The organism is Pseudomonas sp. NA-150 (assembly GCF_044336365.1).
Taxonomy (GTDB): domain Bacteria; phylum Pseudomonadota; class Gammaproteobacteria; order Pseudomonadales; family Pseudomonadaceae; genus Aquipseudomonas.
Map to the genome: position 1 here is coordinate 6406779 of NZ_CP172305.1, position 25898 is coordinate 6432676.

The 25898-nt window shown below is 59.1% G+C and carries 22 protein-coding genes and 1 pseudogene; 7 read left to right on the plus strand and 16 right to left on the minus strand.

Going from position 1 to position 25898, the window contains the following annotated elements; all coding sequences use genetic code 11:
- Positions 1 to 8: 8 nt before the first annotated feature.
- Positions 9 to 1109, minus strand: coding sequence for a glycine-betaine demethylase subunit GbcB (gene gbcB / locus ACF0H7_RS29790; protein WP_397450370.1), 1101 nt, complete (start codon positions 1107 to 1109; stop codon positions 9 to 11).
- A 326-nt stretch (positions 1110 to 1435) separates the two neighbouring features.
- On the opposite strand from gbcB, the gene gbcA reads away from it, so the two are divergent.
- A complete protein-coding gene (gene gbcA, locus ACF0H7_RS29795) occupies positions 1436 to 2734 on the plus strand; it encodes a glycine-betaine demethylase subunit GbcA (RefSeq protein ID WP_397450371.1) in 1299 nt (432 codons plus the stop codon).
- Between the two features lie 673 nt (positions 2735 to 3407).
- Here gbcA and ACF0H7_RS29800 read toward each other — a convergent pair.
- The 6 genes from ACF0H7_RS29800 to ACF0H7_RS29825 all read right to left on the minus strand — a co-directional run bounded on the left by ACF0H7_RS29800 (position 3408) and on the right by ACF0H7_RS29825 (position 11189).
- The gene (locus tag ACF0H7_RS29800; RefSeq protein WP_397450372.1) at positions 3408 to 4187 is read right to left on the minus strand and encodes an electron transfer flavoprotein subunit beta; all 780 of its coding nucleotides are present in this window, start codon (positions 4185 to 4187) and stop codon (positions 3408 to 3410) included.
- A gap of 16 nt (positions 4188 to 4203) precedes the next feature.
- Positions 4204 to 5424 carry an electron transfer flavoprotein subunit alpha/FixB family protein gene (locus ACF0H7_RS29805; RefSeq protein WP_397450373.1) on the minus strand — a complete coding sequence of 407 codons (1221 nt, stop codon included), beginning with the start codon at positions 5422 to 5424 and terminating at the stop codon, positions 4204 to 4206.
- Positions 5424 to 7373: a dimethylglycine demethylation protein DgcB gene (gene dgcB, locus ACF0H7_RS29810; protein WP_397450374.1), complete on the minus strand. Its 1950-nt coding sequence runs from the start codon at positions 7371 to 7373 to the stop codon at positions 5424 to 5426. Before dgcB ends, ACF0H7_RS29805 begins: the two co-directional genes overlap by 1 nt.
- Positions 7374 to 7519: 146 nt before the next feature.
- Positions 7520 to 9580, minus strand: coding sequence for a dimethylglycine demethylation protein DgcA (gene dgcA, locus ACF0H7_RS29815; RefSeq protein ID WP_397450375.1), 2061 nt, complete (start codon positions 9578 to 9580; stop codon positions 7520 to 7522).
- A 15-nt stretch (positions 9581 to 9595) separates the two neighbouring features.
- Positions 9596 to 10126, minus strand: a complete 531-nt coding sequence (locus tag ACF0H7_RS29820; protein WP_397450376.1) for a DUF5943 domain-containing protein — start codon at positions 10124 to 10126, stop codon at positions 9596 to 9598.
- Between the two features lie 85 nt (positions 10127 to 10211).
- Positions 10212 to 11189, minus strand: a complete 978-nt coding sequence (locus ACF0H7_RS29825; RefSeq protein ID WP_397450377.1) for a dipeptidase — start codon at positions 11187 to 11189, stop codon at positions 10212 to 10214.
- 240 nt (positions 11190 to 11429) lie between these two features.
- Between ACF0H7_RS29825 and ACF0H7_RS29830 the strand changes: the two genes are divergently transcribed.
- Positions 11430 to 11822 (plus strand): lysozyme inhibitor LprI family protein, encoded by a 393-nt coding sequence (locus ACF0H7_RS29830; RefSeq protein ID WP_397450378.1) that lies wholly within the window; start codon positions 11430 to 11432, stop codon positions 11820 to 11822.
- Here ACF0H7_RS29830 and ACF0H7_RS29835 read toward each other — a convergent pair whose 3' ends face one another.
- Positions 11823 to 13001, minus strand: a complete 1179-nt coding sequence (locus ACF0H7_RS29835; protein ID WP_397450379.1) for a hypothetical protein — start codon at positions 12999 to 13001, stop codon at positions 11823 to 11825.
- 80 nt (positions 13002 to 13081) lie between these two features.
- Positions 13082 to 14026 carry a GlxA family transcriptional regulator gene (locus ACF0H7_RS29840; RefSeq protein WP_397450380.1) on the minus strand — a complete coding sequence of 315 codons (945 nt, stop codon included), beginning with the start codon at positions 14024 to 14026 and terminating at the stop codon, positions 13082 to 13084.
- Between the two features lie 189 nt (positions 14027 to 14215).
- Between ACF0H7_RS29840 and choX the strand changes: the two genes are divergently transcribed.
- From choX to ACF0H7_RS29865, 5 genes and pseudogenes are all read left to right on the plus strand, one after another.
- On the plus strand, positions 14216 to 15163 hold the full coding sequence (gene choX, locus ACF0H7_RS29845) for a choline ABC transporter substrate-binding protein (RefSeq protein ID WP_397450381.1): 948 nt from the start codon (positions 14216 to 14218) through the stop codon (positions 15161 to 15163).
- Positions 15164 to 15260: 97 nt separating this feature from the next.
- The gene (locus ACF0H7_RS29850; protein WP_397450382.1) at positions 15261 to 16148 is read left to right on the plus strand and encodes a 3-keto-5-aminohexanoate cleavage protein; all 888 of its coding nucleotides are present in this window, start codon (positions 15261 to 15263) and stop codon (positions 16146 to 16148) included.
- A 154-nt stretch (positions 16149 to 16302) separates the two neighbouring features.
- Positions 16303 to 17269 (plus strand): annotated as a pseudogene (locus ACF0H7_RS29855) (L-carnitine dehydrogenase).
- 145 nt (positions 17270 to 17414) lie between these two features.
- Positions 17415 to 17885, plus strand: a complete 471-nt coding sequence (locus ACF0H7_RS29860) for a thioesterase family protein (protein WP_397450383.1) — start codon at positions 17415 to 17417, stop codon at positions 17883 to 17885.
- 32 nt (positions 17886 to 17917) lie between these two features.
- On the plus strand, positions 17918 to 19078 hold the full coding sequence (locus ACF0H7_RS29865; protein WP_397450384.1) for a gamma-butyrobetaine dioxygenase: 1161 nt from the start codon (positions 17918 to 17920) through the stop codon (positions 19076 to 19078).
- Positions 19079 to 19218: 140 nt separating this feature from the next.
- Here the strand turns inward: ACF0H7_RS29865 and fba are convergent, their stop codons facing one another.
- From fba to tkt, 7 genes are all read right to left on the minus strand, one after another.
- Positions 19219 to 20283 (minus strand): class II fructose-bisphosphate aldolase, encoded by a 1065-nt coding sequence (fba, locus tag ACF0H7_RS29870; RefSeq protein ID WP_397450385.1) that lies wholly within the window; start codon positions 20281 to 20283, stop codon positions 19219 to 19221.
- Positions 20284 to 20407: 124 nt separating this feature from the next.
- Positions 20408 to 20734: an MliC family protein gene (locus tag ACF0H7_RS29875; RefSeq protein WP_397450386.1), complete on the minus strand. Its 327-nt coding sequence runs from the start codon at positions 20732 to 20734 to the stop codon at positions 20408 to 20410.
- A 52-nt stretch (positions 20735 to 20786) separates the two neighbouring features.
- The gene (locus tag ACF0H7_RS29880; protein ID WP_397450387.1) at positions 20787 to 20984 is read right to left on the minus strand and encodes a hypothetical protein; all 198 of its coding nucleotides are present in this window, start codon (positions 20982 to 20984) and stop codon (positions 20787 to 20789) included.
- Between the two features lie 90 nt (positions 20985 to 21074).
- On the minus strand, positions 21075 to 21299 hold the full coding sequence (locus ACF0H7_RS29885; protein ID WP_397450388.1) for a hypothetical protein: 225 nt from the start codon (positions 21297 to 21299) through the stop codon (positions 21075 to 21077).
- A 28-nt stretch (positions 21300 to 21327) separates the two neighbouring features.
- Positions 21328 to 22491, minus strand: coding sequence for a phosphoglycerate kinase (locus ACF0H7_RS29890; RefSeq protein ID WP_397450389.1), 1164 nt, complete (start codon positions 22489 to 22491; stop codon positions 21328 to 21330).
- Between the two features lie 24 nt (positions 22492 to 22515).
- Positions 22516 to 23559, minus strand: coding sequence for an erythrose-4-phosphate dehydrogenase (gene epd, locus ACF0H7_RS29895; protein ID WP_397450390.1), 1044 nt, complete (start codon positions 23557 to 23559; stop codon positions 22516 to 22518).
- Between the two features lie 164 nt (positions 23560 to 23723).
- Positions 23724 to 25721 carry a transketolase gene (tkt, locus tag ACF0H7_RS29900; RefSeq protein WP_397450391.1) on the minus strand — a complete coding sequence of 666 codons (1998 nt, stop codon included), beginning with the start codon at positions 25719 to 25721 and terminating at the stop codon, positions 23724 to 23726.
- Positions 25722 to 25898 lie beyond the last annotated feature (177 nt).

Consider the following 25898-nt stretch of genomic DNA (forward strand, 5'->3'; position numbering starts at 1 on the left):
TGCGCGGTTTAGAAATCGATCCGCACATCACCCTTCGGTACGCTGCAGCACGACAGGATGTAGCCCTCGGCTTCGTCCTCTTCGGTGATCCCGCCGTTGTGTTCCATCTCTACCTCCCCGCCCAGCTTCATCACTTTGCAGGTCCCGCAGATACCCATGCCGCAGGCTTTGGGGATCAGCAGGCCAAGTTTCGACGCGGCTGCGTGTACGGTTTCACCGGGCGCGACACGAATGCTCTTACCCGCTGATACGAACTCAACCTGATGCTGATCGGCCAGATCGACTGCCGGCTCGTTCGCCGCCTGCTCAGCATGATCCACCGCATCAGCGCGCGCTTCAGGGGGTGTCGCACCAAAGGATTCTTCGTGGTAGTGCGCCATGTTGAAGCCATTGGCTTCGAGCAGGCGCTTGACCGCCGACATATACGGCGTCGGACCGCAGCAGAACACTTCGCGGTCCATGAAGTCCGGAACCATCAGCTCCAGCATCTTCTGGCTCAGGTAACCGCGATAGCCTGCCCACGGATCACCTGAGCCGTGTTTTTCGCACACCAGGTGCAGGCTGAAGTTTTCGATCCGCGACGCCATGTGTTCCAGTTCGCGGCGGTAGATGATGTCTTTCGGCGAACGGGCGCTGTGGACGAAGGCCATATCGACGTTGCCGTTGGTGTCGAAATACCAGCGCGCCATCGACATGACCGGGGTGATGCCCACGCCGCCACTGAGGTACAGCACTTTCGGATTCGGGAAGTCCATGGCGTTGAACAAGCCGACCGGACCGTGCACGGCGATTTCTGCGCCTTCCTGCAGGTTGTCGTGCAGCCAGTTCGACACCTTGCCGCCCGGCACCCGCTTGATGGTGATCGAGAAGCTGTACGGCACCGACGGCGAGCTGGAGATGGTGTACGAGCGCATGATCGGCGCGCCGTCGATTTCCAGCTCCAGGGTGACGAATTGCCCCGGCTTGAAGAAGAACATGATCGGCTGATCAGCCATGAAACAGAAGGTGCGCACGTCCCAGGTTTCCTGGATCACCTTGACCACACGAACCGGGTGACGGCCATTCGCCCATGTCTGGGTATTGACCGGATTGAGGAAACTGTTGGACATGCTGATCTCCACAGCCGAATGTCGGCCTTATGTTGCGGATTCTGCGTAAGGCGCAGTCTGACCACTTACCTATCAGCGACATCGGCATACTTATCGCGACCAGCCCCCAACGACCGGGGTTAGCGCGTCGGAAACGGATTCGGCCATGTCGCCCATGGATAAGGTTAAGTCAGCGCGCGACCCCACACTCTTCGCTAAATAGATGCGTCATTGTTATTCGTAAGCGTGAGCGGCAAAAGAACCGACGCCTTGCGTGCATTACAGCCAAAAGAACCGTATTAGCCACATTCGTCGACCGCTCAAAAACGGTCATGAGGACTTGAAAGATGGACGTCACTGCAAACTTGAGCCTGGGCGATACGCTGGAGCCTGCACGCAAGGCCACCGCCGAAATGCTGCAGAACCGCGAACGCACCTTCTCGCTGCCGCAGCCTTTCTACAGCGATGAACGGCTTTTTGAAATCGACATGCAGGAAATCTTTCAGAAAGAGTGGCTGATCGCCGGCATGACCTGCGAGATCCCGACCAAGGGCAACTACATCACCCTGCAAATCGGCAAGAACCCGATCATCGTGATTCGCGGCGCCGAAGGTAAGGTTCACGCCTTCCATAACGTCTGCCGCCACCGTGGCTCGCGTCTGTGCACCAGCGATAAAGGCAAGGTCGCCAAGCTGGTCTGCCACTACCACCAGTGGACCTACGAGCTGGACGGTCGCCTGTTGTTCGCCGGCACTGAAATGGGCGACGACTTCGACATGAAGCAGTACGGCCTCAAGCCAGTGAATGTGAAAACTGCAGGCGGCTACATCTTCATTAGCCTGTCGGAAAATCCTCCAGCCATCGACGAGTTCCTGCAGACGCTGGATCACTACATGGAACCGTACGACATGGAGAACACCAAGGTGGCCATCACCACCACCTTGTTCGAGAAAGCCAACTGGAAACTGGTGCTGGAAAACAACCGCGAGTGCTACCACTGCAACGCGTCGCACCCGGAACTGCTGAAAACCCTGCTGGAATGGGACGATGTTACCGACCCACGGGCCGACCAGGCCTTCAAGGACCACGTCGCCGACTCCGCCGCCGCCTGGGAAGCCGAGAAGATCCCTTACGCCCACGCCAGCTTCGGCCTGCGTAACCGCATCGTGCGCATGCCGCTGCTCAAAGGCACCGTGTCGATGACCATGGACGGCAAACAAGGCAGCAAAAAGCTCATGGGCCGCATCAAGAACCCGGACCTGGGCTCGATGCGCATCCTGCACCTGCCGCACTCCTGGAACCACTGCATGGGCGACCACATCATCGTCTTCACCGTGTGGCCGATCAGCGCGCAAGAAACCATGGTCACCACCAAGTGGATCGTGCACAAAGACGCGGTTGAAGGCGTGGACTACGACGTAGAGCGCATGCGCCAGGTTTGGGACGCCACCAACGACCAAGACCGTCGTCTGGCCGAAGAAAACCAGCGCGGGATCAACTCCACCGCGTACCAGCCAGGCCCGTACTCCAAGACGTATGAGTTCGGCGTGGTTAACTTCATCGACTGGTACAGCGCTCGTCTGCTGCAAAACCTCGGCGCTGAACCTGCGCCGTATTTGAAAGGCGTGGCGGTTGATCACGGCTGATAGCGTTAGCGTTTGATCTGACGCCATCGCGGGCAATCCCGGCTCCTACAGGAATTGCACCCCATGTAGGAGCGGGCTTGCCCGCGATGCGATCATCCAGTCACAACAGCGCTTGAACTGTTCAATATTTGATCGATACCCGCGCACACCAACCCCGCAGCACCTCCCAGCCTTCGACCAACAACTTATCCACAGCTCCACCCACAGCAATTGTGGGAAAGTCGGTTTTCGCCTGTGGAAAAACCCATAAAAAACCGTGACTTATTCAGAAAGGCCTTTCTCGAACGAAGCTGGTTGTTTTTTGATCATATTGCTCAAGGCCACGTTTTATATGGCCCGCAGAGGATGGCGAACACCTTATCCACAGAAGCGCTAACAGAGATTGTGGGCAAGTGTGGATAACAGGAAATGCATGAGGAGTTTATCCACACGGTATAGAGGCAGGAGATTGATCGTTTTTTGTACAAACAGCTGTAAGCTATTGAATATAAGGCCTGTAGCCGACAGCGAACATCTTATCCACAGAAGCGCTAACAGAGATTGTGGGCAAGTTGTTAACAGCACAGTGCCCTGTAGGAGCTGCCGAAGGCTGCGATCCCTCTGCAACGGCTGGAAAGCCGTGCCGGCCTTATCGCAGCCTTCGGCAGCTCCTACAGATGATGATGTGATCGCTCTAGCGAACCACACCCTCTTCAATCAACAATTTCAAAATCGCCTCAGCACCCGCTTCCGCACTAACACCTTTAAGCACCTGCCCACCACCGCCGCTCGCCTTGGCCGTTGCAGCCTTCATACGATCAGCGCCGCTTTTGCCTTTGATCACTTTCAAGCGCTTTGGACGCGGTTTGGCAGGTTGCAGCGCAGAGCCTGTGAGTAACTCGTCCACCACCACTTCCACCTGCTCTGGCTGCAAAACCCCACGCTGAGCCGGACCGTAGGCACTTTGCCGTGGTTTCGGCGCAGCGTTATCCACAGTCGCGAGAAACGGCAGGCGTACTTTCAAACGACGGCGCTGACCACGGGGCAATGCTTGCAGCACATGTGCGACGCCATTGGCGATGGATTCGACCTCGGCCAAACCAACCACCAAAGGCCAGCCGAGCTTTTCCGCCAACAGAAACGGCAACATGCCTGAGCCTTCGCCGGTTTCCGCCTGGCTGCCAGTCAGCACTACTTGCGCGTTGGCGTCACGCAGGTAGTCGGTCAGTGCCGGCAAGGCGTCAGCGCCTTCCGGTTGTTCCAGCACATGCAGTTCGTCCAGGCCCATGCCGAGGTAGGCCCGCAGCGCAGGCTCCTCGACATTGCCGGCGTGCAGCACCTGCAAGTTATCCCCAGCCAGTTGCAGGCCCAGTTCGACTGCACGTGCATCCTGCTCAGCGCGACGTGGCCGGCCGGAAGTCGGGTGCGAGCCAATGGATACGAGGCTGATCACATTCACTGTGGAGTTATTCACAGGGGAAGCATGGGAGTTATGCGGCATCGCGTTTCGCCTCGTTGCGGTAAGCCTCGATAGCGGCAATCAGCGCCTTAAGGATCTCGGCGCTTTCGCCAATCACCGACAGGTCAGCCCGTTTGATCATGTCGCAGCCTGGATCGAGGTTGATTGCCACCACCTTGTCGCAGGCGCCAATGCCTTGCAGGTGCTGAATCGCGCCCGAGATACCAACAGCCACGTAGACTCGCGCAGTGACCCAAGTGCCGCTGGCGCCGACCTGCCGGTCACGTGCCATGTAGCCATCGTCTACCGCCACGCGGGATGCGCCTTCGGTGGCGCCCAGTGCGGCAGCGGTACGATGGAACAAGTCCCAGTCCTTCACGCCGTTGCCGCCGGAGAAAATGAATTCGGCTTCGGCCATTGGAATCGCCGCCGGATCGACAGCGACAGCGCCAAGGTCCTCGATACGCGAAAGGCTGCGCGCAACAGCTGTGGATAACTCCACCGGCAGCGCTTCGTGACGGGTTTCGCTGACCGGTTCGGCGCATTCGACAGCGGCCAGAATCACCCGCGCCAACGGACGAGCGAGGTCTTCGCGACCAGCACCAGCGCGGCCGATGCACTGATTTTCGGTGACTTGCCAGACCCGCGTCGCCGGACGTTCGCCCAGGCTGGCGGCAAAGCGCCGACCCAATTCACCACCGCCGGTGCGGCTGTCAGGCAGCAACCAGTGACGCGGGCTGAACTGGTTATCCACAGCCCGCAGGCCCTGGACCCGTTGCTCAGGTGCATAACCGTTGAACTCGTTACCTTCCAGTACCAGCAAACGGTCAACGCCAGCGAGCGCAAACGTCGTTTCTTTGTGTTCGCCAAACACCACGGCCAACACCGCACCGTCTTTGCCGGCCATGCTGTGCGCCAGGCCCAGCAGGTCGCGGTCGTGACTGCTCAAGCGGCCGCCGACCATGTCCGGGGCGACGCAGATATAAAACGCCGGCTGCAGGATTTGATGCAGCGGCAATTGCACTTCGGCAGCGGCCGAACGTTTCACCGCCCCGCCCTGCTGCGCGCCACTGCGGTCGATTCGCTTGATGCCGTTGGGGCCAATAAAACCAAGGCCATGCACGTTCTTGCGGATCAGGCCGTTAGGACCCATCCAGCTGGTCAGCGCTGGCTGCATGGCGGCGTGCAACGGGTGCAAGCGGTTACGGGCGATCCATTCGGCGCGTGGGTCGCGGCGGATAATGTCGCTCATCAATGCACCTCCGCAGGTTGGCGCTTGGCCGGGGCCGGCTTGCTGGCGGCAACAGTGCCTTCCTGCAACGCATCGGCCACCAGCTCGGCAATGTCTTTGATCAACGGCCGAGGCTCGACCACACCTTCAAGCATCGCTGTGCACTGTGGACATCCCACAGCCACCAGCTCGGCGCCGGTTTCGCGGATGTCTTCCATGCGCATGTCGGGAATCCGTTGTTTGCCCGGAATGTCAGTGATTGGCGCTCCGCCGCCGCCACCGCAGCAGCGGGAGCGGAAACCGGAGCGCTGCATTTCCTTGATCTCGATCCCCAGTGCACGCAGTACCTCACGCGGCGCCTCGTATTCGCCGTTGTAACGGCCGAGGTAGCACGGGTCGTGATAGGTCACGCTAGTGCCTTTGTGCTGGCCCAGATTCAGTGAACCGGCTCCGATCAGTTCCGCCATGTAGGTACTGTGGTGCTGCACGACGTAGTTGCCGTCGAAGGCGCCGTATTCGTTTTTCAACACATGAAAGCTGTGCGGATCGCAGGTGACGATGCGTTTGAAGTTGTACTTGGCCAGCGTTTGAATGTTGCGCTTGGCGAGCATCTGGAACGTCGCTTCATCGCCCAAACGGCGGGCGACGTCGCCACTGTCGCGCTCTTCGAGACCGAGCACGGCGAAGTCGACGTTGGCCGCTTTCAACACTTTGACGAACGCGCGCAAGGTGCGTTGGTTGCGCATGTCGAACGCGCCGTCGCCGACCCAGAACAGCACGTCGACGGTTTTCTTCTCGCTCATCAGATTGAGGTTCAGATCCGCCGCCCAGTTCATCCGCCCGCCCGGCGCGAAACCGCCCGGGTTGTCGGTGGCGATCAGATTTTCGAGGACTTCGGCACCTTTGTTCGGTGTCGCGCCTTTTTCCAGGGTCAGGTGACGACGCATGTCGACGATGGCGTCCACGTGCTCGATCATCATCGGGCACTCTTCCACGCACGCGCGGCAGGTGGTGCAGGACCACAGGGTTTCAGCGTCGACCAGACCGTTGACGATGGGTTGATGCGGGTTGCCGCCGTGTTCGCCAATCGCTTTTCCAGGGTACGGACTGCCAGCGAATTTGGCATCGGTGCCACCAGCGAGGCCGACCACCATGTCTTGGATCAGTTTTTTCGGGTTCAGCGGCTGGCCGGCGGCGTAAGCAGGGCAAGCAGCTTCGCACTTACCGCACTGCACGCAGGCGTCGAAGCCCAACAGTTGGTTCCAAGTGAAGTCCTTGGGTTTTTCCACGCCCAGCGGCGCGGTCTTGTCGCTCAGGTCCAGTGGTTTCAAGCCGGTGGAACGGCCACCGCCAAAACGCTCGGCGCGACGGTGCCAGGCCAGATGCAAGGCGCCGGCGAAGGCGTGCTTCATCGGCCCGCCCCAGGTCATGCCAAGGAACAATTCAGAAACGCCCCACAGCACACCGACGCCGAGGATGACAGCCAACACCCAGCCGCCAAAGTCTTCAGGCAGGATGCCCGCGACCGGCAGGGTCACCAGGAAGAAGGAGGCAGAAAACGCCATCAGGCTTTTCGGCAGACGCATCCACGGGCCTTTCGACAGGCGAGCCGGTGGATTACGACGACGCAGGTACATGAAGATTGCGCCGACAAACATCACCGCCGACATCAACAGCAACGCGTAACCGAGGATGCGGTTATGCAGGCCAAAACCGTGGACCAGAATCGCCAGCACGATGGATGCAACCGCACCACCCGCCGTCGCAACGTGGGTGTTGGCAATGTATTTGTCCCGCGCCACCACATGGTGCAAATCGACCATATAGCGCTTGGGCATCGACAGCAGACCGCCAAGGATATCGACCTTGGCCGGACGACCGTTGCGCCACAGCATCATCCGCCGCACCGCGCCCAACACGGCCAAGGCCAGGGCAGCGAACAGCAGAATGGGAAGAAGGGTGTTCAACATGGTGAAGCTCCCAAAGACCACGGGGTCTATGATCGTTCCCACGCTCTGCGTGGGAGTGCAGCCCATAACGCTCTGCGTCACATCAAGAGCGAACGCGGAGCGTCCATGAGGCATTCCCACGCAGAGCGTGGGAAAGATCTAATGGTTTAGAAATCCTTACAAAGCCGGAGCCCGTCGTAAATGGCGGCGTGCGTATTACGCTGGGCCACGCAGTCACCAATACGGAACAGCAAGTAGCCGTCACCCGGTTGGCTCAGCGAAGGCTGTGGCTTGATCGCGAACAGGGCTTCGATGTCGATCTGGCCTTTGTTGCGCGAACCTTCCTTCAGCGCGTAGTAGATTTCCTCATCAGGACGCACGCCGTTCTCGACCACCACCTGATCCACCACGCGTTCTTCTTTGGCGCCGGTGTATTCGTTTTCCAGCACCGCCACCAGCTTGTCGCCTTCGCGGTAGACCTTTTCCAGCATCATGTCGCCGGTCATGATCACTTCTTTCGGGTACATGCTGCGGTAGTAAGTCGGAAACGACGTACCGCCAATGGCCACGCCTGGCTTGATGTCGTCGGTGACGATCTCGACCTGGCTGCCTTTGTCGGCGAGGAAGTCAGCGGTCGACATACCCGTGAATTCACAGATGGTGTCGTAGACCAGCACGTTCTTGCCCGGTGCAACTTTACCGTCGAGGATGTCCCAGCTGCTGACCACCAAACCTTCAGCCGCGCCCCAGTGTTCATTCTGCTCAAGGAACGGATGACCGCCGACTGCCAGCACTACGATATCCGGACGCAGGTCGAGGATGGCTGCCGCGTCGGCTGCCGTACCCAGACGCAGGTCGACTTTCAAACGCGCCAGCTCCAACTGGAACCAACGGGTGATACCGGCGATCTGGTCGCGCTGTGGCGCTTTCGAGGCGGTGGTGATCTGCCCGCCGATGAATTCTTTTTTCTCAAACAGGGTCACGTCGTGGCCACGTTCCGCCGACACACGCGCCGCTTCCATACCGGCAGGACCGGCACCGACCACCACCACTTTGCGTTTCACGCCGGTGGATTTTTCGATGATGTGCGGCACGCCCATGTATTCACGGGAGGTCGCAGCGTTCTGGATGCACAGCACGTCCAGACCCTGGTACTGACGGTCGATGCAATAGTTGGCGCCGACGCATTGCTTGATCTGGTCAATCTGGCCCATTTTGATCTTGGCGATCAGGTGCGGGTCAGCGATGTGCGCGCGGGTCATGCCGACCATGTCGACGTAGCCGCCTTCCAGAATCCGTGTCGCCTGGTTCGGGTCCTTGATGTTCTGTGCGTGCAAAACCGGGGCCTTGACCACTTCCTTGATACCGGCCGCCAGGTGCAGGAACGGCTCCGGTGGATAACTCATGTTCGGGATAACGTTGGCCAGGGTGTTGTGGGTGTCACACCCCGAGCCGACCACACCGATGAAATCGATCATGCCGGTGGCGTCGTAATACTTGGCGATTTCCTTCATGTCCTCATGGCTCAAGCCATCAGGGTGGAATTCGTCGCCACAGATCCGCAGACCGACGCAGAAGTCAGGGCCGACTTCCTTGCGCACAGCCTTGATCACTTCCATACCAAAACGCATACGGTTTTCGAAGCTGCCGCCCCATTCGTCGGTGCGCTTGTTGACGCGCGGGCTCCAGAATTGGTCGATCATGTGTTGGTGCACAGCTGACAACTCAACGCCGTCCAGACCACCGGCCTTGGCCCGTGCCGCTGCGCTGGCGTAGTTGCCGATCACGCGCCAGATTTCTTCAGGCTCGATGGTTTTGCAGGTCGCGCGGTGCACCGGTTCACGGATGCCCGACGGCGACAGCAGGGTCGGCCAGTGATCGCCGTCCCAACGCGAGCGACGACCCATGTGGGTAATCTGAATCATGATCTTGGCGCCGTGCTTGTGCATGGCGTCAGCGAGATTCTGGAAGTGCGGGATGATCCGGTCGTCGGCCAGGTTGACCGATTTCCACCAGCCTTGCGGGCTGTCGATGGCCACACTGGAGGAACCGCCACAAATGGCCAGGCCGATGCCGCCCTTGGCTTTCTCCTCGTAGTACTTCACGTAACGGTCGGTAGTCATACCGCCATCAGTGGCGTAGACCTCGGCGTGTGCAGTACTGAGAACGCGGTTGCGGATAGTCAGTTTGCCGATTTGGATCGGCTGAAACATTGCTTCGAAAGCCATGACGGAAACCTCGACTTACAACGGCTTGACGGTAAACAGGCCGTCGTCGTGGCCTTCTTCCGAACCACCGTAAACCTGCTCGGCAACGGTACGGATCGAGCTACCCTTGGCTTGCAGCACCTGGTCCATGGCACCGGCGAACCAACCAGTGAACATGTAATCGACCTTGCGCCCGACTTTTCCGTAGACGTAAACGAACGCCGAATGCTCAAGCTTGACGCTGGCAGTGCCCTTTTCCAGATCGATGTCCTGGATCTTGAACAAGCCCCAGCCGCGTTGCGACAGGCGCTTCATGTAGTGTTCGAACACCGCAACGCCTTCCAGGCCGTGGCATTCAGCTTCTTTCTCGCACCAGTGGTAGGCGGATTTGTAGCCGGCTTTGTAGAGAATCTCGGCGTATGCGTCAGCGCCCAGAACTTCTTCGATCCCCATATGGTTGTTGACGAAGAAGTGACGCGGCACGTACAGCATCGGCAATGCATCGGAAGTCCAGACACCAGTTTCGCTGTCGACTTCGATAGGCAGTTGCGGGGCGATTTTAGCCATGGGGTAAAACTCCAGAAAATTCGGGGTTATCCCCCCTGCGCAGGTGGCAGAGGGGTTATGCATTCAGGTGACCGGCTTGGGCGGTTTATTCGCCCCAAACGTCTTTGAGGACGTTCACCCAGTTCTCGCCCATGATCTTGCGCACCACACGCTCGGAGTGGCCGCGCTTGAGCAGGGTTTCAGTGAGGTTCGGGAACTCGCCCACGGTGCGGATGCCCAGCGGGTTGATGATTTTTCCGAAGCTGGTCAGACGACGGGCATAGCCTTTGTCGTGGGTCAGGTATTCAAAGAAGTCCTGGCCGTGACCCTGGGTGAAGTCAGTGCCGATACCGATGGCGTCTTCACCGACGATGTTCATCACGTATTCGATGGCTTCGGCATAATCGTCGATGGTCGAATCGATGCCCTTGGCGAGGAACGGCGCGAACATGGTCACGCCGACAAAACCACCGTGATCGGCGATGAACTTCAGTTCTTCGTCAGACTTGTTGCGAGGATGTTCTTTCAGGCCGGACGGCAGGCAGTGCGAGTAGCAGACCGGTTTTTTCGATTCGAGGATGACTTCTTCGGAGGTTTTGGAGCCGACGTGGGACAGGTCGCACATGACGCCAACGCGGTTCATCTCGGCGACGATCTCGCGACCGAAGCCTGACAGGCCGCCATCGCGCTCGTAGCAACCGGTACCGACCAGGTTCTGGGTGTTGTAGCACATCTGCACGATGCCAACGCCGAGCTGCTTGAAGATCTCGACGTAGCCAATCTGGTCTTCGTAAGCGTGGGCGTTCTGGAAGCCGAACAGAATGCCGGTCTTGCCCTGCTCCTTGGCCTTGCGGATGTCGGCGGTGGTGCGCACCGGAATTACCAGGTCGCTGTTTTCGCGCATCAGTTTCTGGCTGCTGGCGATGCTGTTGATGGTGGCCTGGAAGCCTTCCCATACCGACACGGTGCAGTTGGCCGCAGTCAGGCCACCTTTACGCATGTCTTCGAACAGCTCACGGTTCCACTTGGCAATGATCAGACCGTCAATGACGATACTGTCGGCGTGCAATTCGGCTGGGCTCATCAGGCGGTCCCCTATTAGTGATTCATGCGCCGAAACGTCTGCCGGCGCTTTGGGGCCAGCATATGCCTGAGGGTTGAGCGAGCCGGGTGCAAAAACGACAGGGGGTTTGCCGAAAGCGTCAAGAAGCGACAAAGGGTTGCCGCCCACCGGCTGGATAGACCGCTTGGGCGCTGTTATTTAGCCCGTGGCTGAGCGAAAATCCCCAACCATCGAGTTGAACAATGGGCGGGGATGTCGCAAATGAGGTCAATGTTATTGGTTTTGGCAGTGCTGGCAGCCGGCGCGCACGCTGATGAAGGGACTCCATGCGACAACGTGGAGACCACTCAGCAAGCCTTCGAATGCTCGGCGTACAATAAAACCACGTCTGAACACGAGCTCGATAATTCCTACAAAGACATGGTCGAGCGTATCAGCGCGCAAAACACCAACCACCCCGCGCAACTGGCCGACTACCTGGGCAAAATCAAAAACGCCCAGGAAATCTGGAAAAAGCTGCGCGACGCCGACTGCGCGGTACAGACTTTCGCCAACGAAAAAGGCAGCCAGGCGTTCCAGGTCGCGGAAAACGACTGCATTGCGCAGATGAGCGACGAACGGTCGGAGTATTTGCAGTCGATCGGGATTGAGTGATCAGTCGCGTCGCTGACTGCGGTATTGCTTGAGCCATTCGGCGAATGTCTTGTCTTCCAAGGCGTAGGCGCCGCGGCTCGATTTCCACACCAGTTCCTTGTCACGCAGCGCATCGATAGCAGCCTGGATAGTCTGAGTACCGGGCGCTACATCGCTGCCCAGGATCTCCAGACATTTGCGCACTGCCAAGACCGTCGCGTCGGTAAAAGGCGCGAAAGGTTCATTACCCTGAGATCGCTCAGCCATGACCTCAAGCACCGCGCGCTGCACGACCGTGAGCGCGTTGTAGGCACTTTCGAACTCGCTCCAGAAACCGGCGCGCAATAATTGAGCGCCGTTGCGCAGCAATTCGCCCAAATTACTGGCTTCGCCCAACTCCAGCGCGACATCTGCAATAACAGTCCTGAGCATTTCAGGACGACGCCCCAACTGTTCGAATGCTTCATCAATGTCCTCGGGCATGAATTGATTGTTTTGCGCGAGGTGTGCATTCAAATGAACGGTATAGGCTTGAGTGAATTCTTTCCCCAACAGTGGAAACGGCGTAATGCTTGAGCCGTAAAAGGGTTGATTGCGACTGAGCACCAGATGAGCCAGCTTGTCTCGGTTGGAGCCAGTGAACACCAAACGTAACCCGCCGTCGTTGTCCCGCCCCTGATTGAGCTCATCTCGCGCAGCCTTGAGGCCGAACATCGCATTGATGCCGGATTCAGTAGTCAAGGCGTGCTGAGCCTCATCGATGACCAAAACGATCATCTTTCCGGCAGCGCTATGCAGAAGCTCCAGGGCCTGAGTCAGCGTCGCACCTGCCGGCAACTGAGGCTTGCTGAAATCCCACGACAGCGTGCGCAGAAAGCTGAGCTTCTCGATGCCCATGGATTTGGCCAGCTTGCGGATGCCCTTCTCGTAAGGCACCAGCGCCGCACCAATAGCGGCCGCGATGAGCTCGGCAGGATCCTTTTGTTTGTTGGCCCAGAGGTCGACATAGACCGCGAGCCAACCTCTTGACTCACATTCCGGGATCAAATCTTCGCGTAGGAATGTGCTTTTGCCAGTACGACGAGGTGCGGCCAGAAACAGGCCCGAGACGTAATCCTGTATCCCGGCCCCCACCAAACCATCTGCAATGCTCTTGGCCAGACTGGGTCGGCGGAACACAAAGCCGGTGTTTTTCGACATGGTTTATACCTGATTATCCAAACAACTATAATTTATAGCTAAAAGTATAATTGGCAATAATCGGGTGTCAAATGCGGCACTCAAGCATTCGACCGCTGCCGATCCTCCCTCGGGCATCTGACAAATCGTCCTTTATAGCTTCGGGTGAAATACGAAGGCGACTCAAAGCCGCAGGCAATGCTGATCTCCAGCACGCTCATGTCGGTCTGCCTTAGCAATTGCCGGGCTTTTTCCAGGCGCAAACCGAGGTAGAAGTTACTCGGGGTGTCATTCAGATGCAGACGGAACAGACGCTCCAGCTGTCGTCGGGTGACCTGGATGCCTTCGGCGAGGTCGAGGGTGCTGAGCGGCGGCTCGGTGTGTTGCTCCATTTCACCGATCACCTGCACCAACTTCTTATTGTTGATGCCGAAACGCGTAGCGATCTGCATGCGTTGGTGGTCTTTGCGCGGGCGGATGCGGCCGAGCACGAATTGTTCCGAGACCCGGATCGCCAACTCCGGCCCGTGGGCCTGGCCGATGAGGTCGAGCATCATGTCGATAGAGGCTGTACCACCGGCCGAGGTGATGCGACGGCGGTCGATTTCGAACAGTTCCTGGGTCACCACCAAATGTGGATAAGATTCCTTGAACGCGTCCACGGCTTCCCAGTGCAGGGTCAGGCGATGGTCCGTCAGCAGCCCGGCATGGGCCAGCACGAAACTGCCGGTGTCGATCCCGCCAAGGGTCACGCCGTCGTTATCCAGGCGACGCAACCAATGCTCAACGGCCGGCGTACAGAACTTCAGTGGCTCGAAACCGGCCACCACCCACAACGTCGCGCCCTTCTTCAGCGGCTCCAGCGCCGCGTCGGCGTTGACCGACATCCCGTTACTGGCAATCACTGCCCCGCCATCGACGCTCAACACATGCCAGCGGTATAGCTCGCCACCAAAACGATTGGCGACGCGTAGAGGTTCGACCGCAGAGACAAAGCCCATCACCGAAAAGCCGGGCATGAGCAGAAAGTAGTAATCCTGTGACATTGTGCGCACTCGCAGGGGCCGTCTAAACAACCACATACGCCTGTTGTTTGAGGACGGCAATAGGACAGGTCGCTGCTGTGCAAGAGCTGGTCGCCGCTGTGCGTTTTTCCGGGGCCGCGGCTGCGTAACTTGGCCTCACGGCGCGAAAAGACGCCGGCCCCATAAAAATGTCCTGCCGAGGAAACCACGATGAAAAAACTGATCAGCTCTTGCTTGTTGGCAATCACCGGAACCACCTTGATCGCCGGTAGCGCGCTCGCTGCCGAAGCACCGGATTGCCAGAACGTGCGCCTGGGCGTGGTCAACTGGACCGATGTCATGGCCACCAGTGCGATGACCCAAGTCTTGCTCGATGGACTCGGCTACAAGACCAAACAGACCAGCGCTTCGCAACAAATCATCTTCGCCGGCATCCGCGACCAGCGCCTGGACATGTTTCTCGGCTACTGGGACCCGCTGATGACCCAGACCATTACCCCATTCGTGAAAGACAATCAGGTCAAGGTGCTGGCTCAGCCAAGCCTGAAAGACGCCCGCGCCACCCTCGCCGTGCCGACTTACCTCGCGGACCAGGGCCTGAAAACCTTCGCCGACATCGCCAAGTTCAAGAAAGAGCTGGGCGGCAAAATCTATGGCATCGAGCCTGGCTCAGGCGCTAACACTCAAATCAAGGAAATGATCGCCAAGAACGAGTTCGGCCTCGGCGACTTCCAACTGGTGGAATCCGGTGAAGCCGGCATGTTGTCGGCCGTGACCCGCGCCGTGAACCGCAAAGAAGCGATTGTGTTCTTCGGCTGGGCGCCACACCCAATGAACGTCAACCAGAAGATGACCTACCTCACCGGCAGCAACGACGCCCTCGGCCCGAATGAAGGCGAAGCCAAAGTCTGGACCGTCACCGCGCCGGACTACGCCCAACGCTGCCCGAACGTGAATCAATTGCTGACCAACCTGACCTTCACCGCCGAAGACGAGAGCCGGATGATGCAACCGCTGCTCGATCACAAAGACGCGCTCGAATCAGCCAAGCAGTGGCTGAAGGATCACCCGCAGGATCAGAAGCGCTGGCTCGCCGGGGTCAAGACCTTTGACGGCAAAGACGCCAACGAAAACCTGAAACTGAGCACCAACCCTTAATTCCGATTCGAACCCTCCTCCGCAGCCGACCTAAAGGCTGCGGACCGGATCGTAACGCCCAAAAAAACATTTGAAACCTGCCGTAAGGAATCCTGAAATGAACCATGACGTCATCATCACCTGCGCACTCACCGGTGCTGGCGACACGACCGGGAAAAGCCATCTGGTCCCGATCACCCCGAAACAAATCGCAGCAGCAGCGGTAGAAGCCGCCAAAGCCGGCGCCACCGTCGTCCATTGCCACGTGCGTAACCCGGAAACCGGCAAATTCAGCCGCGACGTCGAGCTGTACCGCGAAGTGATGGACCGTATCCGCGAAGCCGACGTGGACATCATCGTCAACCTGACGGCAGGCATGGGCGGCGACTTGGAGATCGGTGCCGGCGAGAACCCGATGGAATTTGGCCCGAACACCGACTTGATCGGCCCACTGGCCCGCCTGGCGCACGTTGAAGCGCTGCTGCCGGAAATCTGCACCCTCGATTGCGGCACCCTCAATTTCGGCGATGGCGACACCATTTACGTCTCCACCCCGGCGCAACTGCGCGCGGGCGCCAAACGTATTCAAGAGCTGGGCGTGAAAGCCGAGCTGGAAATCTTCGACACCGGCCACCTGTGGTTCGCCAAACAGATGATCAAGGAAGGCCTGCTCGACGATCCACTGTTCCAACTGTGCCTGGGCATCCCATGGGGCGCGCCGGCTGACACCACCACCATGAAAGCCATGGTCGACAACCTGCCGGCCAATGCGGTGTGGGCTGGCTTCGGCATCGGTCGCATGCAAATGCCGATGGCCGCGCAAGCGGTGCTGCTGGGCGGCAACGTGCGGGTTGGCCTGGAAGACAACATCTGGCTGGATCGCGGTGTGTTAGCGAGCAACGGTGCACTGGTCGAACGCGCCTCGGAAATCCTCACCCGCATGGGCGCCCGCGTCCTGACCCCTGCCGAAGGCCGGGCAAAAATGGGCCTGAAAAAGCGCCACTGATCAAACGAATACGCATTACCTGTAGGAGCGAACTTGTTCGCGAGAGCAATGTTCCTGACGCTAGAAGTGTGTCGGGTGCACCCAAGGCCTCGCCAACAAGTTGGCTCCTACAGAGACATCACAGCGTTCATATCTCTTTTTCAGGAAGTTAATGATGAGCTTTATCACCGACATCAAAACCTTCGCTGCTCTGGGCAGTGGCGTTATCGGCAGCGGTTGGGTATCCCGCGCCTTGGCCCACGGCCTCGACGTTGTGGCCTGGGACCCGGCGCCGGGTGCTGAAACCGCTTTGCGTAAACGCGTAGCCAACGCCTGGCCGGCGCTGGAAAAGAACGGCCTGGCACCTGGCGCATCGCAAGCCCGCCTGCGCTTTGTCGCGACCATTGAAGAATGCGTGCGTGACGCTGACTTCATTCAGGAAAGCGCACCTGAACGTCTTGATCTGAAACTCGAACTGCACGGCAAGATCAGCGCCGCAGCCAAGCCCAATGCGCTGATCGGCTCCAGCACCTCCGGCCTGTTGCCGAGCGAGTTCTACGAGGGTGCCACCCATCCTGAGCGCTGCGTTGTCGGTCACCCGTTCAACCCGGTGTACCTGCTACCGTTGGTGGAAGTGGTCGGCGGCAAAAACACTGCGCCAGAAGCCGTACAAGCCGCGATGAAGGTCTATGAGTCACTGGGCATGCGTCCGTTGCATGTGCGCAAGGAAGTGCCGGGCTTCATCGCTGATCGCCTGCTCGAAGCGCTGTGGCGTGAGGCGCTGCACTTGGTCAACGACGGCGTCGCCACCACTGGCGAAATCGACGACGCGATTCGTTTTGGCGCTGGCCTGCGTTGGTCGTTCATGGGCACCTTCCTGACTTACACCCTGGCCGGCGGCGATGCAGGTATGCGCCACTTCATGGCCCAGTTCGGCCCGGCGCTGAAACTGCCGTGGACCTACCTGCCGGCCCCGGAGCTGACCGACAAGCTGATCGATGACGTGGTCGATGGCACCACGGAACAACTCGGCACCCACAGCATCGCCAGCGCTGGAGCGCTATCGTGATGATTGCCTGATGGCGGTGCTGGAAGCGGTGAAGACCACCAAGGCCAAGCATGGCATGACCTTTAGCGAATAAATGACTCCCCTGTAGGAGCTGCCGAAGGCTGCGATCGGCCGGGGACCGGTCGCAACGATTTGCGCCGCCCGAAGGTCGTTCCGGCCTTATCGCAGCCTCCGGCAGCTCCTACAGGGATTGCGTCAAACCGATGGAGATATTTCTTATGCCGGCACTGACGACCTACAAAACCCCAATCCTCGCCGATTGGGTCGACTACAACGGCCATCTTCGCGATGCCTTCTATCTGCTGATCTTCAGCTACGCCACCGACGCGTTCATGGACCATCTGGGCATGGACAGTGACAATCGCGAGGCCAGCGGCAATTCGCTGTTCACCCTCGAAACCCATCTCAATTATTTGCACGAAGTGAAGTTGGGTGAAGAGGTCGAAGTGCGCACCCAAGTGATCGGCCACGACCGCAAACGCGTTCACCTCTATCACAGCCTGCACCGACCCGGCAGCGACGACGCGCTGGCCGCCAACGAACAAATGCTGCTGCACGTCGACCTGGCCGGCCCGCGTTCGGCCCCTTTCAGCGAGCCGGTGCTGAATGTGCTACTGGGCCTGGTGGAAACACAGAAAGACTTGCCGGCACCCGCCTACATCGGTCGCGTCATCGCTCTACCTGCCTGATCCTCCACTACCAACACGATAAGGAGATCGCCATGAACACTTCAGCCTTCGCCGACTTCCGCAGTTACCCGTTGATCAGCGCCCTGGCCGCCGTGCAACCGTTGGCGGACCGGCTGCAAGTGCAATGGGCGGATGGTCGGTTCAGCCCCTTTCATCATCAATGGCTGCGCGATAACTGCCCGTGCGCTGAATGCGTGTACAGCGTGACTCGCGAGCAAGTGCTGGAAATCGTCGATGTGCCTGAAGATCTGGTTCCCAATACCAGTCGTATCGATGCTCAAGGCTTCCTGTGCGTGGAATGGCAAGGTGGCCATCACAGTCGATTCGACCCTGGCTGGCTGCGTGCCCATGCCTATGACGACCTGTCCCGCGCCGAACGCCTGCAAGCCAGGCCGAAAAGCCAGCTGTGGGCCACTGACCTGAGTGTGCCGGTGTTCGACTATCAGGCCGTGATGGAAGATTCCCAGGCACTGCTGTCGTGGTTGCTGGCCTTGCGCGACATAGGCCTGACCCAGGTACGCGGCGTGCCCACTGAGCCAGGATCGCTGGCATTGATCGCGCAGCGGATCTCCTTTATTCGGGAGAGTAATTTCGGCGTGCTGTTCAATGTGCAATCCAAAGCCAACGCCGACAGCAACGCCTACACCGCTTTCAACCTGCCGCTGCACAGCGACTTGCCAACCCGAGAGCTGCAACCGGGGCTGCAATTTTTGCACTGTCTGGTGAACGACGCGGTAGGCGGCGAAAGCATTTTCGTCGATGGGTTCGCGATTGCCGACGCGCTGCGCCATGAAGACCCGGAAGCCTTTCGCAACTTGTGTGAGATCCCGGTGGAGTTTCGCAACAAGGACCGCCACAGCGACTATCGCTGTCTGGCGCCAATCATTGATCTCGACGCGCTGGGCCGAGTGAGCGAGGTGCGCATGGCCAACTTCCTGCGCGGCCCTTTCGATGCACCCGCCGCGCAGATGCCGGCGCTGTATCAAGCCTATCGGCGCTTTATCGCCATGACTCGCGAGACGCGGTTCCGGGTGATGCGGCGATTGAATCCGGGGGAAATGTGGTGTTTCGATAACCGTCGCACATTGCATGCGCGCAATGCGTTTGATCCGGCGTCCGGAGCGCGGCATTTTCAGGGCTGTTATATCGATCGGGATGAGTTGTTGTCGCGGATATTGGTGTTGCAGCGGTAAACCGCAGGCCTCTGTAGGAGCGGGCTTGCCAGCGATTGGCTTGATGCGGTGTGCCAGGCAGGACGTCATCGCGAGCAAGCCCGCGCCTACAGGATACAAAAAAGCCCGCATCGCTGCGGGCTTTTTCAATCAACCAAGACTCAGTTGACCTTGGCGTTCAGTTCGCCTTTGGCATAACGCTGGAACATTTTCTCAAGCGAGATCGGCTTGATTTTCGACGCGTTGCCGGCAGTGCCGAACGCTTCGTAACGTGCGATGCAGATATCACGCATGGCAGTAACAGTGGCGCCGAAGAATTTACGTGGATCGAATTCGCTCGGGTTCTCGGCCATCAGGCGGCGCATGGCACCGGTAGACGCCAGACGCAGGTCGGTGTCGATGTTGACTTTGCGCACGCCGTACTTGATGCCTTCGACGATTTCTTCAACCGGTACGCCGTAGGTTTCTTTGATGTCGCCGCCGTACTGGTTGATGATTTTCAGCCACTCTTGCGGAACCGACGACGAACCGTGCATCACCAGGTGCGTGTTAGGAATGCGCTTGTGGATTTCCTTGATACGCTCGATCGCCAAGGTGTCGCCGGTAGGCGGCTTGGTGAACTTGTAAGCGCCGTGGCTGGTACCGATGGCGATGGCCAGGGCATCGACTTGAGTCTTCTTCACGAAGTCAGCCGCTTCTTCCGGATCGGTCAGCAGTTGGCTGTGATCCAGCACGCCTTCAGCGCCGACGCCGTCTTCTTCGCCAGCCATACCGGTTTCCAGCGAACCCAGGCAGCCCAACTCGCCTTCAACCGACACGCCGCAGGCGTGAGCCATGGCCACGGTTTGCTGAGTGACGCGTACGTTGTACTCGTAGTCAGTCGGGGTCTTGCCGTCTTCGGCCAGGGAACCGTCCATCATCACCGAGCTGAAGCCCAGCTGGATCGAGCGCTGGCAGATGTCAGGGCTGGTGCCGTGGTCCTGGTGCATGACCACCGGGATGTGCGGGAATTCTTCGATTGCCGCGAGAATCAGGTGACGCAGGAACGGCGCGCCCGCGTACTTGCGAGCACCGGCCGAAGCCTGAACGATCACCGGGGAATCGGTCTTGTCGGCCGCTTCCATGATGGCGCGCATTTGTTCCAGGTTGTTGACGTTGAAAGCGGGGACGCCGTAGCCGAACTCGGCTGCGTGGTCCAACATCTGGCGCATGCTGATAAGTGCCATTTTAGGTCTCTCTCCCGGTAGGGTCGTTAATCGTGCAAGCCTGCCTTATCGGCGGCTGCTATTCAAATTGTGCGCGCCGGACGGGCCGCGCGTGTTTACTGTGCAAATGTCGCGTACAGGCGCGTTATAGAGCCTTGCAACCGCGACCGATCAAATCATTGGTGGCGACCCAGTAAACCAGGCCTTCCTCACCTTTTACGTGAAACGCCAACACACCATCGCTGTAGAGCTCGCCGGACGCGCCGGGTTCAGCCTTCATGTGGTAGACCTTATCACTGCCGATCAGGCGCACTTCGACCTGGGTCTTCGCGCTATCGGTGTAATGCCACAGCAGTCCGGCTTTGCTGTCGCAGACCCAATTGGTCCAGGTATCCGCTTCCGGGGCCGAGGGTTTCGTCATGGCGCAACCGCCAAGTACAGCCAGTATCACAAGGGCGATTAAGCCTTTCATTACTTCTCCTGATCGCCCCGTGAAGTTCGGCAGGTGCCAACGCTTCGGTCACTCAGGGGCAGTTTTGTTCACGATTGGTATCATCTAACGTTGAACCGGTGACCTTCTCGTCAACCCGCTGATCATCCTGAGACGATGGTGTTTCCACGCTGGCCGGCACCATGAGCCGACAAATTTTTTGTCGTGCGCTGGAACCGCTGCAACCGGCCAATACCAAAAAACTTGCAAAGATGATGACAGCGACCTTCATGGTGAAACTCCTTCTTCAAGAAAAAGACATCCACTTTAAGATAGACCGCTGCCACCCTCCTGCGTGGCTAAACCCAGCAACAGTGGGCGCTTATCGACAACCCGTTTGCGGCCCTTTTGGCGCCGACTCGTACTTGTCCAAAGCCTCCTGGCCGCCGCGCTTGTCGATGACCGGTATCGTTTCTTCCTGCCAGCCTGCCTGGTAACAGCTCGGGTGAACCACATGAGGCGCGGGTTGCGCCTCATCGGCTTCCGGTGCGCTGGCACATCCGACCATCAGACCGGCGATGCACAACAGCGATAACCGCTTGAACATGTCACTCCCCTTGACCAAGGCCGGATACTCAGGCTTTGGCACGTTGCTCCAGTACTTCAACGGCTGGCAGGACCTTGCCTTCGACAAACTCCAGAAACGCGCCACCGCCAGTAGAAATGTAGGAGATTTGATCAGCGATGCCATATTTATCGATGGCGGCCAGGGTGTCACCGCCACCGGCGATGGAGAACGCCGGGCTTTCGGCAATCGCCTTGGCCAGCGTTTTGGTGCCTTCGCCAAACTGATCGAACTCGAACACACCCACCGGGCCGTTCCACAGAATAGTCTTGGAAGATTTCAACAAGTCGGCGAAGTGCGCGGCCGTTTGTGGGCCGATGTCGAGAATCATGTCGTCATCGGCCACGTCAGCGATCAGCTTGACGGTTGCGGTAGCGGTGGCGGCGAATTCCTTGGCCACGACCACGTCGGTCGGCAGCGGTACGCTGACTTTGCCGGCGATGGCGCGGGCGGTGTCCAACAGGTCCGGCTCGTACAGCGACTTGCCGACATTGTGACCGGCTGCCGCCAGGAAGGTGTTGGCGATGCCGCCACCAACGATCAACTGGTTGCACACGCTGCTCAAGCTGTTCAGCACGTCGAGCTTGGTCGAGACCTTGGAGCCGGCAACGATGGCGGCCATCGGCTGGGCCGGCGCTTTCAGGGCTTTGCCCAGTGCGTCCAGCTCGGCAGCCAGCAACGGGCCAGCTGCCGCGACTTTGGCGAACTTGGCCACGCCGTGGGTCGAACCTTCGGCGCGGTGAGCGGTGCCGAAAGCGTCCATCACGAACACGTCGCACAGTGCGGCGTACTTCTGCGCCAGCTCGTCAGCGTTCTTCTTCTCGCCTTTGTTGAAGCGCACGTTTTCGAACAACACGATGTCGCCGGCCTTGACCGAGACGCCGTCCAGGTAATCCGCCACCAGTGGCACGTCACGGCCCAGCGCCTTGCTCAGGTAGTCAGCCACTGGCTTGAGGCTGTTCTCGGCCGAGAACTCGCCTTCGGTCGGGCGGCCCAGGTGCGAGCAGACCATGACGGCAGCGCCCTTTTCCAGCGCCAGCTTGATGGTCGGCAGCGAAGCAAGAATCCGCGCATCGCTGGTGACTACACCGTCCTTCACGGGAACGTTGAGGTCTTCGCGGATCAATACACGCTTACCTTGCAGATCGAGGTCGGTCATCTTCAACACGGTCATGATGCAGTCCCTGTTCGTTTACTGTTATTGGTGAGTGACGTGCAGATAGTGCTCTGCGACATCAAGCATTCGATTGGCAAAACCCCACTCATTATCGAACCAGGCCAACAGGCTCACCATCCGGGGACCGGATACGCGGGTCTGACTGGCATCGACGATGGCCGAATGAGGGTCATGGTTAAAATCACAACTGGCGTGCGGCAACTCGGTATAGGCCAACAAACCTTTGAGCGGGCCACTGGTGGCAGCCTCGCGCAGGATTCGGTTGATCTCGGCAGCATCGGTATCGCGCGCAGTTTGCAAGGTGATATCGAGGCACGACACGTTAACTGTCGGCACCCGCACAGCTTTGGCCTGAATTCGCCCGGCAAGTTCCGGAAGCAGACGCTCAATACCGCGCGCCAACCCCGTGGACACGGGAATGATCGACTGGAAGGCCGAGCGCGTGCGGCGCAGGTCTTCGTGATGATAGGCGTCGATCACCGGTTGGTCGTTCATCGCCGAGTGAATGGTGGTAATGGTCAGGTATTCCAGACCGATGGCCTGATCCAGCAAACGCAGCAATGGCACGCTGCAGTTGGTGGTGCAGGAGGCCGCCGAGACCAGTAATTCCGCGCCGGTCAATTCATCCTGGTTGATGCCGTAAACAATGGTCGCGTCGACGTCCGCTTCGCTGGCCATGGGCTGTGAGAACAGCACCCGTGGCGCGCCGGCATCGAGAAAGCGCTGACCGTCTTCGCGGGTGTGATAGACGCCCGAGCATTCCAGCACCAGATCCACGCCCAGCCCTGCCCAGTCGATGCCTTCCGGAATCGCGCTGCGCAGTACTTTGATGCGGTGATCGTTGATGTGCAGGTAATCGCCTTCGACCCGCACTTCGCCCGGAAAGCGACCGTGGGTGGAATCGAAGCGCGTGAGGTATTCGAGACTGGCCATGTCGGCCAGATCGTTGATTGCAACCACTTCAAACCCGGCCTTCGCCCCTCGCTCACACAACGCACGCAAGACACAACGACCGATACGGCCGTAGCCGTTCAGAGCAACTTTATAAGGACGAGGCTGAGGCATGGGGTTCTCGCAGGATCTGAAAAAACAAACCCTGTAGGAGCTGCCGAAGGCTGCGATTGGCCATCAATCGCGGCGACCGCTTCGAGATCGATCGCAGCCTTCGGCAGCTCCTACAGGGGATGCGATAAAAGGGGACATTGATATGTCCCCAATCAGTCGCGATTTTAGTCTTCCAGCAGCTCTTCAGCCGTACCCAGGATATTTTCCAGGGTGAAACCGAACTCTTCGAACAGCGCAGGCGCAGGCGCCGACTCGCCGAAGGTGGTCATGCCGATGACGCGACCTTCCAGACCGACGTACTTGTACCAGTAGTCCGCGTGAGCAGCTTCGATAGCAATACGAGCGCTGACTCGCAGCGGCAGGACCGCTTGCTTGTACGACGCGTCCTGCGCTTCAAAGACGCTGGTGCAGGGCATGGAAACCACGCGCACGTTGCGACCTTGAGCGGTCAGTGCGTCATACGCCTGAACCGCCAGACCGACTTCGGAACCAGTGGAGATCAGGATCAGTTCCGGCTCGCCGACGCAGTCACGCAGCACATAACCACCACGCGCGATGTTCGCCAGTTGCTCGGCGTCGCGGGCTTGGTGAGTCAGGTTCTGACGCGAGAAGATCATCGCCGATGGACCGTCGTTACGCTCGATCGCGTGCTTCCAGGCCACTGCCGATTCCACGGCATCCGCCGGGCGCCAGGTGTCCAGGTTCGGCGTGGTGCGCAGGCTGGTCAGCTGTTCGATCGGCTGGTGCGTCGGGCCGTCTTCGCCCAGACCGATGGAGTCGTGAGTGAACACATAGATCACGCGCTTCTTCATCAGCGAAGACATACGCACTGCGTTACGCGCGTATTCCATGAAGATCAGGAAAGTGGCGCCGTAAGGAACGAAGCCGCCGTGCAGGGCGATACCGTTCATCATCGCGCCCATGCCGAACTCACGCACACCGTAGTGCAGGTAGTTGCCGTTGGCGTCGTCGCCGGTGATGCTCTTGCAGCCTTTCCAGATGGTCAGGTTGGAACCGGCCAGGTCAGCCGAACCGCCGAGGAATTCAGGCAGCATCGGGCCGAAAGCGCTCAAGGCATTTTGGCTGGCTTTACGGCTGGCGATAGTTTCGCCCTTGGCGTTCACTTCAGCGATATAAGCAGCGGCTTTTGCGGAGAAGTCAGCCGGCAATTCGCCGCTCATGCGACGAACCAACTCGTTGGCGAGCTCCGGGTGAGCAGCGGAATACGCAGCAAAACGCTGGTTCCACTCGGCTTCGACGGCCACACCGGCTTCTTTCGCGTCCCATTCGGCGTAGATATCCGCCGGGATTTCGAAAGGACCGTGGTTCCATTTCAGCGCAGCGCGCGTCAGAGCGATCTCTTCAGCGCCCAGTGGAGCGCCGTGGCAATCTTCCTTGCCTTGCTTGTTCGGCGAACCAAAACCAATGGTGGTCTTGCAGCAGATCAGGGTTGGCTGGCTGCTTTTGCGCGCGGTGTCGATAGCGGTCCGGATTTCGTCGGCGTCATGGCCGTCGACGTTGCGGATCACTTGCCAGTTGTAGGCTTCGAAACGCTTCGGCGTATCGTCGGTGAACCAGCCTTCGACTTCACCATCAATGGAGATGCCGTTGTCATCGTAGAACGCGATCAGCTTGCCCAGGCCCAAAGTGCCCGCCAGCGAAGCAACTTCGTGGGAAATACCTTCCATCATGCAGCCATCACCCAGGAACACATAGGTGTGGTGGTCGACGACGTTGTGCCCTGGACGGTTGAACTGCGCCGCCAGCACTTTTTCAGCGGTGGCGAAACCGACAGCGTTGGCCAGGCCCTGACCCAGTGGGCCGGTGGTGGTTTCAACACCTGGGGTGTAGCCATATTCCGGGTGACCCGGTGTGCGGCTGTGCAGTTGCCGGAAGTTCTTCAGGTCGTCGATGGACAGGTCGTAACCGGTCAGGTGCAGCAGCGAGTAAACCAGCATCGAACCGTGGCCATTGGACATGATGAAGCGGTCACGGTCGGCGAACGAAGGGTTGCTCGGGTTGTGCTTCAGGTAGTCACGCCACAACACCTCGGCGATATCCGCCATGCCCATAGGGGCACCGGGATGGCCGCTGTTGGCTTTTTGCACGGCATCCATGCTGAGGGCACGAATGGCGTTGGCACGCTCACGACGGCTGGGCATCGCTGATCTCCTGGAACTGAAAGGGTAGGGCTGGAAAAAGGTGAGCATTTTCCCTCAGGCATAGGTCCGGGGGCAATGACAGATAGTCATTGGAGCAGTTTTTCCTGTGTTTACTGCATCGCAGCCGGGCCAAATCGGGATTTCCCGCAGACGCTGGATCATTCGTCCTACAAGCGC

Coding starts and splice junctions, on each gene's coding strand:
- gbcB (WP_397450370.1), bottom strand. CDS start 1,109: ATGTCCAACAGTTTCCTCAATCCGGTCAATACCCAGACATGGGCGAAT.
- gbcA (WP_397450371.1), top strand. CDS start 1,436: ATGGACGTCACTGCAAACTTGAGCCTGGGCGATACGCTGGAGCCTGCA.
- ACF0H7_RS29805 (WP_397450373.1), bottom strand. CDS start 5,424: ATGAGCGACATTATCCGCCGCGACCCACGCGCCGAATGGATCGCCCGT.
- dgcB (WP_397450374.1), bottom strand. CDS start 7,373: ATGTTGAACACCCTTCTTCCCATTCTGCTGTTCGCTGCCCTGGCCTTG.
- dgcA (WP_397450375.1), bottom strand. CDS start 9,580: ATGGCTTTCGAAGCAATGTTTCAGCCGATCCAAATCGGCAAACTGACT.
- ACF0H7_RS29820 (WP_397450376.1), bottom strand. CDS start 10,126: ATGGCTAAAATCGCCCCGCAACTGCCTATCGAAGTCGACAGCGAAACT.
- ACF0H7_RS29825 (WP_397450377.1), bottom strand. CDS start 11,189: ATGAGCCCAGCCGAATTGCACGCCGACAGTATCGTCATTGACGGTCTG.
- ACF0H7_RS29830 (WP_397450378.1), top strand. CDS start 11,430: ATGAGGTCAATGTTATTGGTTTTGGCAGTGCTGGCAGCCGGCGCGCAC.
- ACF0H7_RS29835 (WP_397450379.1), bottom strand. CDS start 13,001: ATGTCGAAAAACACCGGCTTTGTGTTCCGCCGACCCAGTCTGGCCAAG.
- ACF0H7_RS29840 (WP_397450380.1), bottom strand. CDS start 14,026: ATGTCACAGGATTACTACTTTCTGCTCATGCCCGGCTTTTCGGTGATG.
- choX (WP_397450381.1), top strand. CDS start 14,216: ATGAAAAAACTGATCAGCTCTTGCTTGTTGGCAATCACCGGAACCACC.
- ACF0H7_RS29850 (WP_397450382.1), top strand. CDS start 15,261: ATGAACCATGACGTCATCATCACCTGCGCACTCACCGGTGCTGGCGAC.
- ACF0H7_RS29860 (WP_397450383.1), top strand. CDS start 17,415: ATGCCGGCACTGACGACCTACAAAACCCCAATCCTCGCCGATTGGGTC.
- ACF0H7_RS29865 (WP_397450384.1), top strand. CDS start 17,918: ATGAACACTTCAGCCTTCGCCGACTTCCGCAGTTACCCGTTGATCAGC.
- fba (WP_397450385.1), bottom strand. CDS start 20,283: ATGGCACTTATCAGCATGCGCCAGATGTTGGACCACGCAGCCGAGTTC.
- ACF0H7_RS29875 (WP_397450386.1), bottom strand. CDS start 20,734: ATGAAAGGCTTAATCGCCCTTGTGATACTGGCTGTACTTGGCGGTTGC.
- ACF0H7_RS29880 (WP_397450387.1), bottom strand. CDS start 20,984: ATGAAGGTCGCTGTCATCATCTTTGCAAGTTTTTTGGTATTGGCCGGT.
- ACF0H7_RS29885 (WP_397450388.1), bottom strand. CDS start 21,299: ATGTTCAAGCGGTTATCGCTGTTGTGCATCGCCGGTCTGATGGTCGGA.
- ACF0H7_RS29890 (WP_397450389.1), bottom strand. CDS start 22,491: ATGACCGTGTTGAAGATGACCGACCTCGATCTGCAAGGTAAGCGTGTA.
- epd (WP_397450390.1), bottom strand. CDS start 23,559: ATGCCTCAGCCTCGTCCTTATAAAGTTGCTCTGAACGGCTACGGCCGT.
- tkt (WP_397450391.1), bottom strand. CDS start 25,721: ATGCCCAGCCGTCGTGAGCGTGCCAACGCCATTCGTGCCCTCAGCATG.